Here is a 14,905-nt window from a genome sequence, read left to right on the forward strand (position 1 = left end):
CCGGCCGGAGGAGACGGACATGCAGAGCTGGATAGAAAGTATCCATGCCCGAGCGCGAACGCGGCTCGGCAGCGGTCGTGTCGCCAGCTATATCCCGGCGCTGGCCCAGCAGGATCCCGAACGGCTCGGCATCGCCGTGTATACCAACGGCGGTGAGCTGTACACCGCCGGCGACGCCGGGATCCCCTTCTCGATCCAGAGCATCGCCAAGGTGCTGCTGCTCACCCTTGCCCTGCGTACCCACGGCGAGGTGCTGTGGCAGCGGGTGGGCCTGAATCCCTCGGGCATGCCGTTCAACTCCCTGGCTCAGCTCGAAGCCGAGCAGGGCAAGCCACGCAACCCCTTCATCAATGCCGGCGCCATCGTGGTGACGGATCGTCTGGTCAGCGCCTTCGCCACGCCGGACAAGCACTTGCAGGACGTCGCCAGGCGGCTGTCGGGAAACGCCTCGATCCTGATCGACGATCATGTGCTGACCTCGGAGTGGCAGCACCGTTCGCGCAATGCCGCCGCAGCCTACCTGATGAAGGCATTCGATAACCTCGACAATGAGGTCGACGAGGTACTCCACACCTACTTCTCCTGCTGCGCCCTGGCCATGAGCTGCACGGACCTGGCCGTCGCCCTGAACTTCCTGGCTGCCGACGGCCACGCCCGGGCCACGGGCGAGCGCTTCGTCTCGCCAGGTCTGACGCGACGGATCAATGCGATCATGACCACCTGCGGCATGTATGACGCGGCCGGCGACTTCGCCTATCGCGTCGGCCTGCCGGCCAAGAGCGGCGTCGGCGGGGGTATCGTCGCGGTGGTGCCGGGCAGGATGACCGTCTGCGCCTGGTCGCCGGCGCTCGACGAGAACGGCAACTCGGTTGCCGCCCAGCATGCTCTGGAGCTGTTTGCCGAGGAATTCGATTCACACCAGATGGCAACGTGAGGCGCCTGGCCCGCTGCGTCGGCCACAGCCCATGACGCGCCCACGGCCGGGCGGGTATACTGTTCCGCTCGAATGCGCAGCCATGGCGCTCGCGCCCCCCTTGCCTCGTGCGAGCGGGGGCATTTGCGATCCGGAGCCCGATATGTCCCAAGGTACGCTTTTCATCATTTCCGCGCCCTCCGGCGCCGGCAAGACCACCCTGGTGCGCGAACTGATCGAGAGCCTCGACGGCATCCAGGTCTCGGTGTCGCATACCACCCGGGCCCGGCGGCGTGGCGAGGTGGACGGCGTCAACTACCACTTCGTTGAGGTCGCCGAGTTCGAAGCGATGATCGCGCGCGGCGAGTTCTTCGAGCACGCCCGGGTGTTCGACAACTTCTACGGCACCGCGCGGCCGGCGGTAGAGGCACTCCTCGAGGCCGGCCAGGACGTGATCCTCGAGATCGACTGGCAGGGTGCGCGCCAGGTTCGCGAACGGATGCCCGATGCGGTATCGATCTTCATACTGCCGCCCTCGCGCGACGAGCTGGAGCGGCGCCTGTCCAGCCGCGGCACCGACGAGCACGCCACCATCGCCCGGCGCATGCGCGATGCGGTGAGCGAGATGTCGCACTACGACGAATACGACTACCTGGTGATCAACGATGACTTCACCACCGCCCTGCGCGAGCTGCAGTCGCTGGTGATCAGCCGGCGCCTGAGCCTGGCCCGGGTGCAGGAGGCGCATGGTCCGCTACTGTCGGCGCTTTTGTCCTAATAGCCACGGGCGCTTGTCATAACCAGTCGCAGGCACTTGTCCTGACCTCCAGCCGCCGGCGCTTGTCACAACCGCCGGGCGTCGAGTAATCTAGACTGTCCTGTTCCATCCTGGATGGCCGTGATTTGGCGGGCATCCCCAAACGCTTTCGGGAAGACCCCATATGGCGCGTGTCACCGTCGAAGATTGTCTGGATAACGTCGAAAATCGCTTCAAGCTGGTGATGATCTCCACCCAGCGCGCTCGTCAGCTCTCGCGTGGTTCGCGCGACGCCCAGCTGCCGTGGGAAAACGACAAGCCCACCGTGATGGCCCTGCGCGAGATTGCCGCCGGGCTGGTCGACCATACCGTGCTGGACGAGCCGATCGAGGCACCTGTCAGGATTCGCCGCGAAGGCGAACCGGGCATGTCCTTCGAGGAGTAAGGCTGTCACCCAAGGCGCGCTAATGTTCACCATCGACGACCTGGCCGACAGACTCGGCGGCTACCTTCCTCCCGACGAGATCCAGCAGGTCAAGCGCGCCTTCTACTACGCCGAGCAGGCCCATGACGGCCAACGTCGCCGTTCGGGCGAGCCCTATGTGACCCATCCGCTCGCCGTGGCCAATATCCTCGCCAACATGCACATGGACCATCAGAGCCTGATGTCGGCCATGCTGCACGACGTGATCGAGGATACCGGTGTCTCCAAGGAGGCACTTGCCGAGCAGTTCGGCAAGCCGGTGGCGGAGCTAGTCGATGGCGTCTCGAAGCTGACCCAGATTACCTTCGAGGACAAGGCCGTCGCCCAGGCCGAGAACTTCCAGAAGATGGTGCTGGCGATGTCGCGCGACATCCGCGTCATCATCGTCAAGCTCGCCGACCGCCTGCACAACATGCGCACCCTCGGCGCCCTGCGCCCCGAGAAGAAGCGCCGCATCGCCCGCGAGACGCTGGAGATCTACGCCCGCATCGCCAGCCGCCTGGGCATCAACACCATCCGCGTGGAGCTCGAGGATCTCTCGTTCCAGGCGCTGCATCCCATGCGCGCCGAGCGCATCAAGCGCGCCGTCTCCAGCGCTCGCGGTCACCGCCGTTCGGCGATTCGCCAGATTCAGAATGCGCTGCAGAAGAGTCTCGACGACGAAAACCTGCCTGGCACCGTGGTGGGTCGCCAGAAGCATCTGCTGTCGATCTACAAGAAGATGCGCGACCAGCGCAAGCCGTTCGCCGAGATCATGGACGTGTTCGGCTTTCGCATCCTCACCGAGGACGTGGATAGCTGCTATCGCATCCTCGGCGTGGTGCACAACCTCTACAAGCCGGTGCCGGGGCGCTTCAAGGACTACATCGCCATCCCCAAGGCCAACGGTTACCAGAGCCTGCACACCACCCTGTTCGGCCGCGGCGGCATGCCCATCGAGGTGCAGATCCGCACCCGCGAGATGGAGGCCATGGCCAACAACGGCATCGCCGCCCACTGGCTCTACAAGGCCGGCCAGACCGATCATCCCATCGCCGAGGGCAGCCACGCCCGCGCCCGGGAATGGGTCAAGGGGCTGCTCGAGATGCAGCGCCACGCCGGCGACTCGCTGGAATTCATCGAACACGTCAAGAACGACCTGTTTCCCGACGACATCTACGTCTTCACGCCGCGCGGCGACATCATGGAACTGCCCCAGGGCGCCACTGTGATCGACTTCGCCTACGCCGTGCATACCGACATCGGCAACAGCTGCATCGCCTGTCGCATCGACCGCCATCTGGCACCGCTCTCCACCCGCCTGGAGAGCGGCCAGACGCTGGAGATCATCACCGCGCCGGGCGCGCGCCCCAACCTGGCCTGGCTCAACTTCGTGATCACCGCCAAGGCGCGCTCGGCCATCCGGCATGCACTCAAGCACCAACAGCACACCGAGGCGGTACAGCTCGGCCGACGCCTGCTCAACAAGGCCCTGGCCGATTTCGAGACCAGCCTGGAGGAGCTGCCGGAGACCGTGTTGCCGGAGCTGCTGAATGAACTCTCGCTGAAGGGCGAGGAGAGCCTGCTGGAATCGATCGGCCTCGGCACGCGGGTGGCCCATGTGGTGGCGCGGCGCCTGGTCGATCTGCTGCATGGCGACATGACCACCGCCAGCGAGCGAGTACTCGCCGCCCAGGGCCCCATCATGATCAGTGGCGCCGAAGGCATGGTGATAAAGTTCGCCCGCTGCTGCCACCCCCTGCCCGGCGACCCGGTGGTCGGTCACCTGTCGGTGGGCAAGGGCATCGTGGTGCACCGCACCGAGTGTCGCAATCTCGATGAACTCAAGGGCGACCCCGACAAGCTGTTTGCCCTGGAGTGGTCCAACGAGGTCAGTGAGGACTTCCCGGTGGCCCTGCGCATCGAGATCGAGAGCCGCCGCGGACTGGTGTCCGAACTCGCCAGCCTGGTCACCGATGCCGACGCCAACATCGAACGCATCGGTATCGAGGAGCGCGACGCCCGGCTCTCCATCGTGCACCTGACCCTGGCGGTGCGCGACCGCGTTCACCTCGCTCGCATCATCAAACGCATCCGCAATCTGTCCCACGTCGGCAAGATCACCCGCGTCGGCAATTGAACCCGTTTCGGCCCGTTCGCCGCCGACCGCGGCGGACGGGCCTTTCATTGACCCTTGCGACACAACGCGAACATCACAAGGAGAGCATCATGAGCAACAAGGCCGTCATCAATACCGAAAAGGCGCCCGCCGCCATCGGCCCCTACTCCCAGGCCATCAAGGCCGGCAATACCGTCTACCTTTCCGGCCAGATCCCGCTGGACCCGGCCACCATGGAACTCGTCTCCGACGACTTCGAGGCCCAGGCCCGCCAGGTCTTCACCAACCTCAAGGCGGTGTGCGAGGAAGCGGCCGGCTCACTGGGCGAGATCGTCAAGATCAACCTCTACCTGGTCGACCTGGGCAATTTCGCCATCGTCAACCAGGTGATGGAGGAGTTCTTCGATAAGCCCTACCCGGCCCGCGCCGCGGTGGGCGTCAAGGCGCTGCCCAAGGGCGCTCAGTTCGAGGCCGAAGCTGTAATGGTCATCGGCGACTAGAAAAGGCGGACTCGCTACTGCGCTCGAGATCCTTTTCGGCTTTAATTGGGTTCGACCCTATGCGACTCTTCCTGGCCCTGACCCCACCGCCCGAGCTGCGAGAGCGGCTCGGCGAGCTGGCGGATGTCGCCCACGCGCGCTGCGGCGGTCGGCGCATGCCCGAGGAGAGCCTGCACCTGACGCTAGCCTTTCTCGGCAACGTGGAGGAGGTGAGAGCGGCCGAACTGGTCGCCTGGGTGCAGGGCCTTGCCATCGAGCCCGGCGAGTGGCGTCTCGACCGCTGGGGCTGCTTCCGGCGTCCCGGCATCGTCTGGGTCGGTGGCCACGCAGTCGATCCAACCTTGGTACGGCTGCAGGCCCGGCTCTGGGGCACCCTCGAGCCGCTCGGCTTCGGCACATGCCCCGCCAGGTTCGTCCCGCATGTCACCCTGCTGCGACGCGCGGCCTCACTCCATTTGGAAGACCTTCCCTCCATTGACCTGTCATGGTCTTATAATCAGCTTGAGCTGATTGAATCGATTACCGACGAGCGAGGTGGCCGCTACCGGAGCCTGGCCGTTTCGCAGAGCTGAACTTCAAGGATGAAGGTGCGCCCTTTGTTGGCTGACCAGTCAACGGCACACGAGAAGAAGGAGAAAAGACGTGCTTAGAGCAAGGACCCTGTTGGCTGGTCTCGGCGCCAGTCTGGCAATGGCCGTCAGCCAGACCGCCCTGGCCGACCTCTACGTGGCAGGCGGCATCACCAGCGAATCGGCCGCCGCCGGCCGCATCGAACTCGACACCCTGATCAGCCTCGAACGCCTGCATCCGCAGCTCGACCTGCGCCTGGCCACCGGCCTGCTGCTGCTAGAAGGTGACGAAAGCGACGAGAACGCGGCCTGGCTGCTCACCCCCATGCTGCGCTACACCTTCGCCGGAAAACGCGAGGTCTATCTCGAGGGTGGTATCGGTGCCGCGGTATTTCTCGACGCGCGGATCGGCTCACGCGACCTTTCCACGGCGTTCCAGTTCCAGGATCGCATCGCGCTTGGCGGAAGAGTGGGTCCTGGCGAGCTTTCGTTGGAGTTCACGCACTACTCCAACGCCGGCATCAAGGACCCCAACGAGGGCATCGAGGTGCTCGCCCTGGGCTATCGTCTGCCGCTGTGAACGCCGGCGGAGGGAATCCGCCGGCGGCAGGAGCAGCCCGAACCGGACAGGCGAGGCGATCTCCCCTTCGCCCGTCGCGTCCGGATCAGACCGGCTCGGCCAGGAAGCCACCCTCCTTCATGACATGGGCATAGCCTTCCCGATAACTGGGGTAGCGGAAGGCATAGCCCGTCTCGCGCAGGCGCGAGTTGTCGCAGCGCTTGCTCGCGCGCTTGCGCAGCGGCGCCTGAATCACCTCGGTGGGTTCGACCTTGAGCTGGCCGGCAAGCCAAAGCATGACGTCGTGGAGCGGCTCCGGCGCGCAGTCGCTGGCCAGGTAGAGGTCGTCGAGCGGCTTGTCCGCCATATCGAGGCCGATAAGGTGGGACAGCACGCCAGCGCAATCGTCGCGGTGAATGCGATTGGAGTACATGGGCGGGGCCTTGGGCGCGATACGGCCCTCCTGCACCTGACGGATCAGGCGGTCCCTGCCCGGACCGTAGATGCCTGAGAATCGCACCGTGGTACCGGCCAGTGCGCTCTCGAGCAGAGCCTGCTCGGCCTCGCGCATCACCGTCGCGGAGAAACCGGTCGCTTCCGCGGGGCTCTCCTCGTCGACTCGCTCGCCCTCCTTCTGCGCGTATACACTGGTGGAAGAGACGAAGAACAAGCGCTTCGGCGCCGTCTTGCGCCCCCCATAGGTGCGCAGCACCGCCTTGAGACCGTCGCTATAGGCCGCCCGATAGGCCGCCTCGTCGAAGCGGTCGGCGCTGAGGATGTAGACCACGTAATCGGCATCGGGCAGCGCGGACAGCGCGTCCTCGTCGACAAGGTCGAGCGCCAGCGGCTCGATGCCGGAGCCCTCCAGTGCCGCCACGCTGCGGCGGGCACCGATCACATGGTGCCCGGCCTCCAGCAGGTTCCTGCCGAGCACCATCCCGATGTCACCACAGCCAAGAATCAGTATTGTCTTCTTCAACTTTCTCTCGCCCCCTGATAAAAAGTCCCTATTGAAAGTCATCTATCGTCCGAGAGGATGCCCAAGGGCACCAGACATGACTCTAACAGAACTTCGGTACATCGTAACCTTGGCGCAGGAACGCCACTTCGGCAGGGCGGCTGAACGCTGCTTCGTCTCCCAGCCCACGCTGTCGGTAGCGGTCAAGAAGCTCGAGGAGGAACTTGGCGTGGCACTGTTCGAGCGCTCCAAGTCGACCGTCCAGGTGACCCCGCTTGGCGAGAAGATCGTCGAGCAGGCCCAGCGCGTGCTGGAACAGAGCAGCGTGATCAAGGAGCTGGCCAACTCCGGCAAGGACCAGTTGGCCAGCCCGCTGCGCATCGGCGCCATCTACACCATCGGTCCCTACCTGTTTCCGCACCTGGTGCCCGCACTGACACGCAGCGCCCCGCAGATGCCGCTCTACATCGAGGAGGGCTTCACCGCCAACCTGCGACGCAAGCTGCGCAGCGGCGAACTCGATGCCATCATCATCGCACTGCCCTTCACCGAGACCGACGTGGTCAGCAAGGCCCTCTACGAGGAGGAGTTCGAGGTACTGATGCCGGCCGACCACGCCTGGGCCCAGCGCGAATGCATCGAGAAGGAGGACCTGCTCAAGGAGCGCCTGCTGCTGCTGGGCGAGGGCCATTGCTTCCGCGACCAGATCCTCGAGGCCTGCCCCGCCATCAGCCATCAGCTCAACAGCCCGAGCAATACCCTGACCGCCGAAGGCGGTTCACTGGAGACGATCCGTCACATGGTCGCCTCCAAGCTCGGCATCACCGTGCTGCCGCGTTCGGCCATCGGCACCGTGCACTATGAAAGCGGGCTGCTTACCAGTCGGCCGTTCAAGTCGCCGGCGCCCTCACGCACCGTGGCGATCGCCTGGCGCGCCAGCTTTCCGCGCCCCAAGGCGATCGACGCGGTCACCGATGCCATCCAGCAGTGTCACGAGGCGCTTCCGGAACCGGCATGAGCAGTGACATGAACGCTCTCGACGCGCCGGTCACCTCCCTGAAGGGCGTCGGGGAAGCGGTCGCAGTGAAGCTGGCGCGCCTGCGCGTGAAGAGCGTGGCCGACCTGCTGTTTCATTTGCCGCTGCGCTACCAGGACCGCACCCGGATCACGCCGATCGGCACCCTGCGTGCCGGACACGAAGCGGTGGTGGAGGGCGAGGTTTCGGCCAGCGACGTGGTCAAGGGGCGCCGACGCAGCCTGCTGGTGCGCCTGCGCGACGGTTCGGGCATCCTCAGCCTGCGCTTCTTCCACTTCTCCCCGGCCCAGCAGCAGCAGTTCCGCCCCGGCACCCGGGTACGCTGCTTCGGCGAGGCCCGCGCCGGTGCCACCGGGCTCGAGATCTACCACCCCGAGTATCGCCTGCTCAGCGCCGATGCGCCGCCGGTGGAAGACCACCTGACGCCGATCTATCCCACCACCGAGGGATTGCATCAGGCGCGGCTACGGGCGCTGATCGAGCAGGCCCTGGCCCGACTCGACGAGGCCCCCGAGGCACTGCCCGACTGGATCGGCGAGACATTGCGCGCGCGCTTCGGCCTGCCGGAGCTGCACCACTGCGTGCACGTGCTGCATCAGCCGCCCCCCGATGCCGACCCCGAACGGCTGGCGAGCGGCCAACACCCGGCCACCCGCCGCCTGGCGCTGGAGGAACTGCTGGCCCACCGTCTTAGCCTGCAGCAGGTACGCCAGCAGATCCAGCAGGACGGCGCCCCGGCGCTGCCCAGCGGGCGCGGCCTGCAGGCACGCTTCCTCACCCAGTTGCCGTTCTCGCTGACCGGCGCCCAACGCCGCGTGCTCGACGAGATCGGCGCGGACCTGGCACGCGAGGTGCCCATGCTGCGCCTGGTGCAGGGCGACGTGGGTTCGGGCAAGACGGTAGTGGCTGCCATGGCGGCGCTGTCGGCCATCGCCGGCGACTGCCAGGCGGCGATGATGGCACCCACCGAGATACTCGCCGAGCAGCACTACCGTACGCTCAAGGCGTGGTTCGCGCCGCTCGGCATCGAAGTGGCGTGGCTGGCCGGCAAGCTCAAGGGCAAGACGCGTCTCGACACCAAGGCGGCCATCCTGGACGGCCGCGCGCGCATGGTGGTCGGCACTCACGCCTTGTTCCAAGGCGACGTGCACTTCCAGCGCCTGGGGCTAGCCATCGTCGACGAACAGCACCGCTTCGGCGTGCACCAGCGCCTGGCGCTGCGCGAGAAGGGCGAAGCCGGCGGGCTCACGCCGCACCAACTGGTGATGACCGCCACGCCGATCCCGCGCACCTTGGCGATGAGCGCCTACGCCGACCTCGACGTCTCGATCATCGACGAGCTGCCGCCCGGGCGTACCCCGGTGAAGACGGTGGTGGTGCCCGACGAGCGCCGCCCCGAGGTGGTGGCGCGCATTCGCCATGCCTGCGCCGAGGGCCGCCAGGCCTACTGGGTCTGTACCCTGATCGAAGAGTCGGACGCGCTGCAGTGTCAGGCCGCCGAGGCGACCCGCGACGAGCTTACCGAGGCGCTGCCGGAGCTCGCCATCGGCCTGGTCCACGGACGCATGAAACCGGCCGAGAAGGCTGCGGTGATGGATGACTTCAAGTCAGGCGAGCTCGACCTGCTGGTGGCCACCACGGTGATCGAGGTGGGCGTCGACGTCCCCAATGCCAGCCTGATGATCATCGAGAACCCGGAACGCCTGGGGCTTTCGCAGCTGCACCAGTTGCGTGGTCGGGTTGGCCGCGGCACCAGCGAGAGCTTTTGCGTGCTGCTCTACCACGGGCCGCTATCGGCCCATTCCCGCGAGCGCCTGGCGGTGATGCGCGAGACCAACGACGGTTTCCGTATCGCCGAGAAGGATCTCGAGCTGCGCGGTCCCGGCGAAGTGCTCGGCACCCGCCAGACCGGCCTCGCCCAGATGAAGATCGCCGACCTGGAGCGCGACACCGACCTGCTGGAGCGCGTCGCACCGCTGGCCGAGGCGCTGCTGGCCAGCCACCCCGAGGCCAGCCGACCGCTGATCCGGCGCTGGTTGGGCGAGGAAGCCGGGCGCTACGGGCAGGTGTAGCGAAGGCTCAGCCAGTGCCCACCGTGGCAGCGGTTTCATGGCGGTCATCGCTCACCGCGATCAGGCGCTCGGCGGCTTCGGTCAGTGCTCCCAGCTGCTGGGCGATCAACAGCAATTGCGTATGCATGGGCCGGTAGCCCTCCTCCTCCCACTCCGGCGGCTTGCCTTCGAGCCGCGCCACCAACGTCTCTCGCGCTTCCTCCAGCCCGGCGGTCGGTACGCGTCGGGTGAGATGGTCCGCCAGCATCGCCAGGTAGTCGGCGATGCGCTGCCCCTCGGGCAGCAGCCGGGCATCGTGCGCCTCCTCACCGAGCCGATGCCGATGGGATCCCAGTGCCGAAAGGTAGCTCAGCAGCGTATGCGACAGCACCAGGAAGCGGAAGCCGTCATCGGCGACACGCCTGCGATAGGGCTCGGGCTCCTGCAGCACATTGGCCAGCAGGGTGGACAGCGCCGCATCGGCGTTGTGCGCGTTGCGCCGTGCCAGGCGGTAGGCGAGGTCATCCTGCTTGCCGCTGGCGTACTGGTGCAGGATCTCTTCCAGATAGCGACGATTGGCCCCGAGCGCGTTGGCCGCCTCGCGATGCAGCCGGCGCCCCTGCCAGTCGGGCAGGATGAAGAACACCGCCGCGCCGGCGATCAGCGCGCCGAGCAGGGTGTCGAAAAGCCGCGGCCAGATCAGGTCGAAGCCGTCGCCAACCTGATTGAAGCTGCACAGCACCAGCAGGGTGATGGCGGCGGTGGCAATGACATAGTGCTTCTCACGCGTGGCGAAGAAGGTCACGCCGGCGATCACCGCGATCAGGATCTGCAACAGGGCACTGGGGAACAGCGTGATCGACGCCCAGCCGACCAGCAGCCCCAGCACGGTACCGGCGATGCGCTGGGTCATGAAGCGCCGGGTGGCGGCGAAGTTTGGGCGGCAGACGAACAGCGTGGTGAGCAGGATCCAGAAACCCTGGGTGGGATGGATCAGCTGGAGCAGGCCGTATCCCGCCAGCAGCGCAATGGGCAGGCGAATGGCATGACGAAAGGTGGGCGAGCCTACCGTCAGGTTGAGCCGCACTCGCTCCCAGGCCTCCTTCACGCTTTCGGGCGAGCGGTCGAACAGCGCCGCATCGCTCGGGTCGTCGCCGGCATCGGGGTTGTATCCCGTGGCCAGCCGCTCCTCGAGGGTGGCGAGGTTGTCGGCCAGGGCGTTGAGCGGGTACATCAGCTCGCGCCATGCCGGATTGCGCATGGCCCGCAGGTGGTCGATGGAGGCGCGCAGGTCGGCGAGTGCCTGCTCGCTCTGGTCGTGTTCGAAGGGGCGGTTGAGCAGCAACGCCTTGCCCAGCCGCTTGCAGGCCTGGCCCTGCTGGTCGAGCAGGCGCTGGCAGCGAAACAGCACATCGTGGTGGAAGAACGCCTCGGTCAGCCGGGCATAGGGGTAGTGCGTGGAGCTGGCGCGCTCATGGATCTCCTGGGCTATGAAGTAGATGCGCAGGTAGCGATTGAGCTTGCCCTCGCCGCGTTGCCCCTCAAGCCGGCGGAAGATCATCTCCTTGGCCTGGTTGAGCGCCGTCACCACCCTGCCGTTCTGTCGCGCCAGCGCCAGGCGGCGCGCCTCGATATCGACGCCGCGCAGCGGTTCGAACAGCGTCGCCTTGAGGATCAGGTAGTTGCCCAGCTCGCGATAAAGCTGGGCCATGCTCTGCTTGACCGGCTGGCGTGAAAAGAGCGCACACCAGATCACCGAAATCACGCCATACCAGGCCGCCCCCGAGAGGATCAGCAGCGTCTGCTCCCAGTCGCCCGCCTGCGGCACGCCGCCGTGATGCTCGATATTGATCATGGTATAGATCGACAGGATCAGCGTGCCGGAGGCGATGGTGGCATAGCGTTGTCCCACGGCGCCGAGCATGATCAGCACGAAGGTCGCCACGCCCAGCCCCAGGGCAAACAGCCACGGCCAAGGAAACAGCCAGCGCACGACGAGCGCCGCGGCGGCGAAGCAGACCAGCGTGACCGCAAGCGCCTGCAGGCGGCCCTGCCAGCTGTCGTCGGTCTCCGACAGCGCGCTGGCGATGATGCCCAGGAACAGCGGGATCACCAAGGTGATGTCGGCCAGCGCCCAGCTCAGCAGCAGCGCCCCGCTGAAGGCGAGGAAGACCCGCAGGCTGTAGGCGAACTTGTCCAGCGTCCACAGACGCCGCAGTGAGAGCGATAGCGAGGTCGGCATGGGGCTCTTGGGCGTTATCGTTGATGGTCATTCTAACTCATTAGACTTTCGTATAGATCAACGATGTCGTCAGGTGCGCATCGACTCTTCAGCCCTGACACTGCAGCGTGTAGCAATAAAGAGAACACGCAGCGCCTACCATTGGAACACGCTCCTTTTCGATACTCGAAGAGTCCCATACCACGACAAGGACAAAACCAATGGACATGAAACTGCTACTCGACTGGCGCCTGCACCTGACGGTGGTCCTGGCGTCGCTGCTTGCCGAGTGGATCGGCATACAGCGCATCCCTCTTGGCCCCGGCACGTTATTGCTGCTGCCGCTGTTCTACGCCTTCATCGTCGGCGTGTTGCTCAACCCGCACCTCTTCTCGGGCATGCAGCGCATCATTCCCAAACGGGTCAGCAACGCTGCCGGCCCGCTGATCATGATCTCCATCCTGCCCTTCATCGCCAAGTTCGGCTCCACCATCGGCCCCGCCATCGAACAGATCGTCGCCGCAGGACCGGCGCTGATCCTGCAGGAGCTGGGCAACCTCGGCACCATGCTGCTGGCGCTACCTTTTGCCGTGCTGGTATTGCGCATGGGCCGCGAGGCCATCGGTGCCACCTACTCCATCGCCCGCGAACCCAACATTGCCATCATCTCCGACAAGTACGGACTGAGAAGCCCCGAGGGCATCGGCATCATGGGCGTCTACGTGGTAGGCACCATGTTCGGCACCCTCTACTTCGCGCTGATGGCCGGCTACCTCGCCTCGCTGGACATCCTCGACATCCGTGCCCTGGCCATGGCCTGCGGCGTGGGCAGCGGCAGCATGGTGGCGGCCTGTTCCGGCGCCCTGGCCGAGGCAGCCCCCCACCTGCGCGACGAGCTGCTCGCCTTCTCCGGTGCCAGCAACCTGCTGACCTACGCCACTGGCCTCTACGTTTCCCTGTTCATCGCCCTTCCCGTTGCCGAATGGCTCTACAAGCGCCTGGGTGGCGCCGTACTCAAGGAGGCCCGCCATGAAAACCTCTGATACCGCCACACCGACCGGCGGCTTCGACGCCGCAGCATTGCAGGAGCTGCGTCCCGAGCAGCAGCTCGGCAAGACCGCCCTGCTGCTGGCCGTGGTGTGCGTGGCCGCCTGGATCGCCAACGTCGTGAACGGCGCCCCGCTGCATCAGGCGCTACCGGGCATGGCCATCCTCTACGGCATGGTCATGATCGGCCTGGTCATCGGCCGCTTCGCGCCGTTCTACCTGCCCAGCGTGGCCTGGGTCTCGCTGGTCAGCATCGCCCTGACGCTGCCCTTCTTCCCCGGCAGCGCCTGGATCGTCGAGCGCCTCGCCCACGTCAACTTCCTTGCCGTGGTGACCCCCGTGCTGGCCTATGCCGGCCTGGCACTGACCGGCCGCGAGTTCACCATGTTCCGCCAGACCGGTTGGAAGCTGGTCATCGTCTCGCTGCTGGTGTTCACCGGCACCTTCGTCGCCTCGGCATTCATCGCCCACCTGATCCTCTAAGGAGCCCGTTCATGGATGACAGCCTACTGCCGACCCAGGAGCGCCTCACGGCCTGGCGCCGCGATTTCCATCGCCACCCGGAGACCGCCTTCGAGGAGCATCGCACCGCCGGGCGCATCGCCGAGCTGCTGCGCCAGGCCGGCCTCGAGGTCGTCACCGGGCTGGGTGGCGGCACGGGTGTCGTGGCGATGCTCGACGGCAGGCGCGGCCCCGGGCGCGCCATCGGGCTGCGCGCCGACATCGATGCGCTCGACGTGGCGGAGGCCAACGAGTTCGCCTACGCCTCCCAGGTACCGGGCAAGATGCACGCCTGCGGCCACGATGGGCATACCACCATGCTGCTGGGGGCGGCCTGCGCGCTGGCCGCCGACCCCGACTTCGCCGGACGGGTCTACTTCATCTTCCAGCCGGCGGAAGAGAGCGAAGGCGGCGGCCGTGTAATGGTCGAGGAAGGGCTCTTCGAGCGCTTTCCCATGCAGGCCGTGTATGGCCTGCACAACTGGCCGGGGCTGGCCGTGGGCGAGGCGGCGGTGCACGACGGCGCGGTGATGGCGGCCTTCGACGTCTTCACCCTCAAGCTCACCGGACGCGGCTGCCACGCTGCCATGCCTCACCTGGGCAGCGACACCATCCTGGCCGCCTGTCAGCTGGCCAGCCAGCTGCAGGGGCTGATCAGCCGCGAGACGCCACCGCACCAGAGCGCAGTGCTGAGCATCACCCAGTTCCATGCCGGCGACGCCTTCAACGTGATCCCGGAAACGGTGGAGCTGCGCGGCACGCTGCGCTGCTTCGATGCCGAGCTGCGCGCCTACCTGCAGCGACGCTTCCGTGAGGCCGTCGATTCGCTGGCCGGCTTCCACGGCCTTGCGGTCGAGCTCGCCTACGAGCCGCGCTACCCCGCCACGATCAATACTTCGGCGCATGCGGCACGCTGCGCCGAAGTGCTCGAGGCGCTGCCGGGTCTCACCCGGGTGCACCGCGATCTGCCGCCGAGCATGGCCTCGGAGGACTTCGCCTTCATGCTGGAAGCATGCCCCGGTGCCTACATCTGGCTCGGCAACGGCGTGGAGAGCGCGGCGCTGCACAACCCGCGCTACGACTTCAACGATGCCATCGCCCCGCTCGGCGTGGCCTATTGGCAGGCCCTGGTCAGGACCCTGCTCGACGACTGATGGCGGTACTTCCCCGCATTGTCTGGATAGGCCGCTGCGCTGCAGCGGCCCGGACAC

14 protein-coding genes are annotated in these 14,905 nt (G+C 66.3%); 12 read left to right on the forward strand and 2 right to left on the reverse strand.

Translation table 11 applies throughout. From position 1 onward, the window contains the following. Window positions 1-19: 19 nt before the first annotated feature. The 7 genes from glsB (at window position 20) to ACRWQA_RS21770 (ending at window position 5,901) form a co-directional block, all read left to right on the forward strand. The gene (gene glsB / locus ACRWQA_RS21740; RefSeq protein ID WP_263581787.1) at window positions 20-934 is read left to right on the forward strand and encodes a glutaminase B; all 915 of its coding nucleotides are present in this window, start codon (window positions 20-22) and stop codon (window positions 932-934) included. A 142-nt stretch (window positions 935-1,076) separates the two neighbouring features. Continuing rightward, window positions 1,077-1,691, forward strand: a complete 615-nt coding sequence (gene gmk, locus ACRWQA_RS21745) for a guanylate kinase (protein ID WP_263581788.1) — start codon at window positions 1,077-1,079, stop codon at window positions 1,689-1,691. A 163-nt stretch (window positions 1,692-1,854) separates the two neighbouring features. Further along, complete coding sequence (rpoZ, locus tag ACRWQA_RS21750) at window positions 1,855-2,115, forward strand: DNA-directed RNA polymerase subunit omega (RefSeq protein ID WP_167112868.1); 261 nt, start codon at window positions 1,855-1,857, stop codon at window positions 2,113-2,115. Window positions 2,116-2,137: 22 nt separating this feature from the next. Beyond that, window positions 2,138-4,273 carry a RelA/SpoT family protein gene (locus ACRWQA_RS21755; protein WP_263581789.1) on the forward strand — a complete coding sequence of 712 codons (2,136 nt, stop codon included), beginning with the start codon at window positions 2,138-2,140 and terminating at the stop codon, window positions 4,271-4,273. An 89-nt stretch (window positions 4,274-4,362) separates the two neighbouring features. Further along, window positions 4,363-4,752, forward strand: a complete 390-nt coding sequence (locus ACRWQA_RS21760; protein ID WP_263581790.1) for a RidA family protein — start codon at window positions 4,363-4,365, stop codon at window positions 4,750-4,752. Window positions 4,753-4,811: 59 nt separating this feature from the next. After that, window positions 4,812-5,324 carry an RNA 2',3'-cyclic phosphodiesterase gene (gene thpR, locus ACRWQA_RS21765; protein WP_263581791.1) on the forward strand — a complete coding sequence of 171 codons (513 nt, stop codon included), beginning with the start codon at window positions 4,812-4,814 and terminating at the stop codon, window positions 5,322-5,324. Window positions 5,325-5,394: 70 nt separating this feature from the next. After that, a complete protein-coding gene (locus ACRWQA_RS21770) occupies window positions 5,395-5,901 on the forward strand; it encodes an acyloxyacyl hydrolase (RefSeq protein ID WP_263581792.1) in 507 nt (168 codons plus the stop codon). 85 nt (window positions 5,902-5,986) lie between these two features. Here ACRWQA_RS21770 and ACRWQA_RS21775 read toward each other — a convergent pair whose 3' ends face one another. Beyond that, window positions 5,987-6,859: an NAD(P)H-binding protein gene (locus ACRWQA_RS21775; RefSeq protein ID WP_263581793.1), complete on the reverse strand. Its 873-nt coding sequence runs from the start codon at window positions 6,857-6,859 to the stop codon at window positions 5,987-5,989. 76 nt (window positions 6,860-6,935) lie between these two features. Between ACRWQA_RS21775 and ACRWQA_RS21780 the strand changes: the two genes are divergently transcribed. Continuing rightward, complete coding sequence (locus ACRWQA_RS21780) at window positions 6,936-7,856, forward strand: hydrogen peroxide-inducible genes activator (RefSeq protein ID WP_263581794.1); 921 nt, start codon at window positions 6,936-6,938, stop codon at window positions 7,854-7,856. Between the two features lie 8 nt (window positions 7,857-7,864). Further along, the gene (gene recG / locus ACRWQA_RS21785) at window positions 7,865-9,946 is read left to right on the forward strand and encodes an ATP-dependent DNA helicase RecG (RefSeq protein ID WP_434228993.1); all 2,082 of its coding nucleotides are present in this window, start codon (window positions 7,865-7,867) and stop codon (window positions 9,944-9,946) included. Window positions 9,947-9,953: 7 nt separating this feature from the next. On the opposite strand, the gene yccS is transcribed toward recG, so the two are convergent. Further along, window positions 9,954-12,167, reverse strand: coding sequence for a YccS family putative transporter (yccS, locus tag ACRWQA_RS21790; protein ID WP_434228991.1), 2,214 nt, complete (start codon window positions 12,165-12,167; stop codon window positions 9,954-9,956). 200 nt (window positions 12,168-12,367) lie between these two features. Here yccS and ACRWQA_RS21795 point away from each other — a divergent pair, with 200 nt between their 5' ends. Genes ACRWQA_RS21795 through ACRWQA_RS21805 form a run of 3 tightly spaced genes read left to right on the forward strand, consistent with a single transcriptional unit; the run spans window position 12,368 to window position 14,848 of the window. Further along, on the forward strand, window positions 12,368-13,189 hold the full coding sequence (locus ACRWQA_RS21795) for a DUF3100 domain-containing protein (protein ID WP_263581797.1): 822 nt from the start codon (window positions 12,368-12,370) through the stop codon (window positions 13,187-13,189). Continuing rightward, window positions 13,176-13,676, forward strand: coding sequence for a hypothetical protein (locus tag ACRWQA_RS21800; protein WP_263581798.1), 501 nt, complete (start codon window positions 13,176-13,178; stop codon window positions 13,674-13,676). Before ACRWQA_RS21795 ends, ACRWQA_RS21800 begins: the two co-directional genes overlap by 14 nt. 11 nt (window positions 13,677-13,687) lie before the next feature. Continuing rightward, window positions 13,688-14,848, forward strand: a complete 1,161-nt coding sequence (locus ACRWQA_RS21805) for an amidohydrolase (protein WP_434228989.1) — start codon at window positions 13,688-13,690, stop codon at window positions 14,846-14,848. Window positions 14,849-14,905 lie beyond the last annotated feature (57 nt).

This window comes from Billgrantia sp. C5P2 (genome assembly GCF_051062895.2).

Excerpts from the sequence above, each read along its gene's own strand:
- glsB (WP_263581787.1), top strand. The coding sequence starts at position 20 with ATGCAGAGCTGGATAGAAAGTATCCATGCCCGAGCGCGAACGCGGCTC.
- gmk (WP_263581788.1), top strand. The coding sequence starts at position 1,077 with ATGTCCCAAGGTACGCTTTTCATCATTTCCGCGCCCTCCGGCGCCGGC.
- rpoZ (WP_167112868.1), top strand. The coding sequence starts at position 1,855 with ATGGCGCGTGTCACCGTCGAAGATTGTCTGGATAACGTCGAAAATCGC.
- ACRWQA_RS21755 (WP_263581789.1), top strand. The coding sequence starts at position 2,138 with ATGTTCACCATCGACGACCTGGCCGACAGACTCGGCGGCTACCTTCCT.
- ACRWQA_RS21760 (WP_263581790.1), top strand. The coding sequence starts at position 4,363 with ATGAGCAACAAGGCCGTCATCAATACCGAAAAGGCGCCCGCCGCCATC.
- thpR (WP_263581791.1), top strand. The coding sequence starts at position 4,812 with ATGCGACTCTTCCTGGCCCTGACCCCACCGCCCGAGCTGCGAGAGCGG.
- ACRWQA_RS21780 (WP_263581794.1), top strand. The coding sequence starts at position 6,936 with ATGACTCTAACAGAACTTCGGTACATCGTAACCTTGGCGCAGGAACGC.
- recG (WP_434228993.1), top strand. The coding sequence starts at position 7,865 with ATGAACGCTCTCGACGCGCCGGTCACCTCCCTGAAGGGCGTCGGGGAA.
- yccS (WP_434228991.1), bottom strand. The coding sequence starts at position 12,167 with ATGCCGACCTCGCTATCGCTCTCACTGCGGCGTCTGTGGACGCTGGAC.
- ACRWQA_RS21795 (WP_263581797.1), top strand. The coding sequence starts at position 12,368 with ATGGACATGAAACTGCTACTCGACTGGCGCCTGCACCTGACGGTGGTC.
- ACRWQA_RS21800 (WP_263581798.1), top strand. The coding sequence starts at position 13,176 with ATGAAAACCTCTGATACCGCCACACCGACCGGCGGCTTCGACGCCGCA.
- ACRWQA_RS21805 (WP_434228989.1), top strand. The coding sequence starts at position 13,688 with ATGGATGACAGCCTACTGCCGACCCAGGAGCGCCTCACGGCCTGGCGC.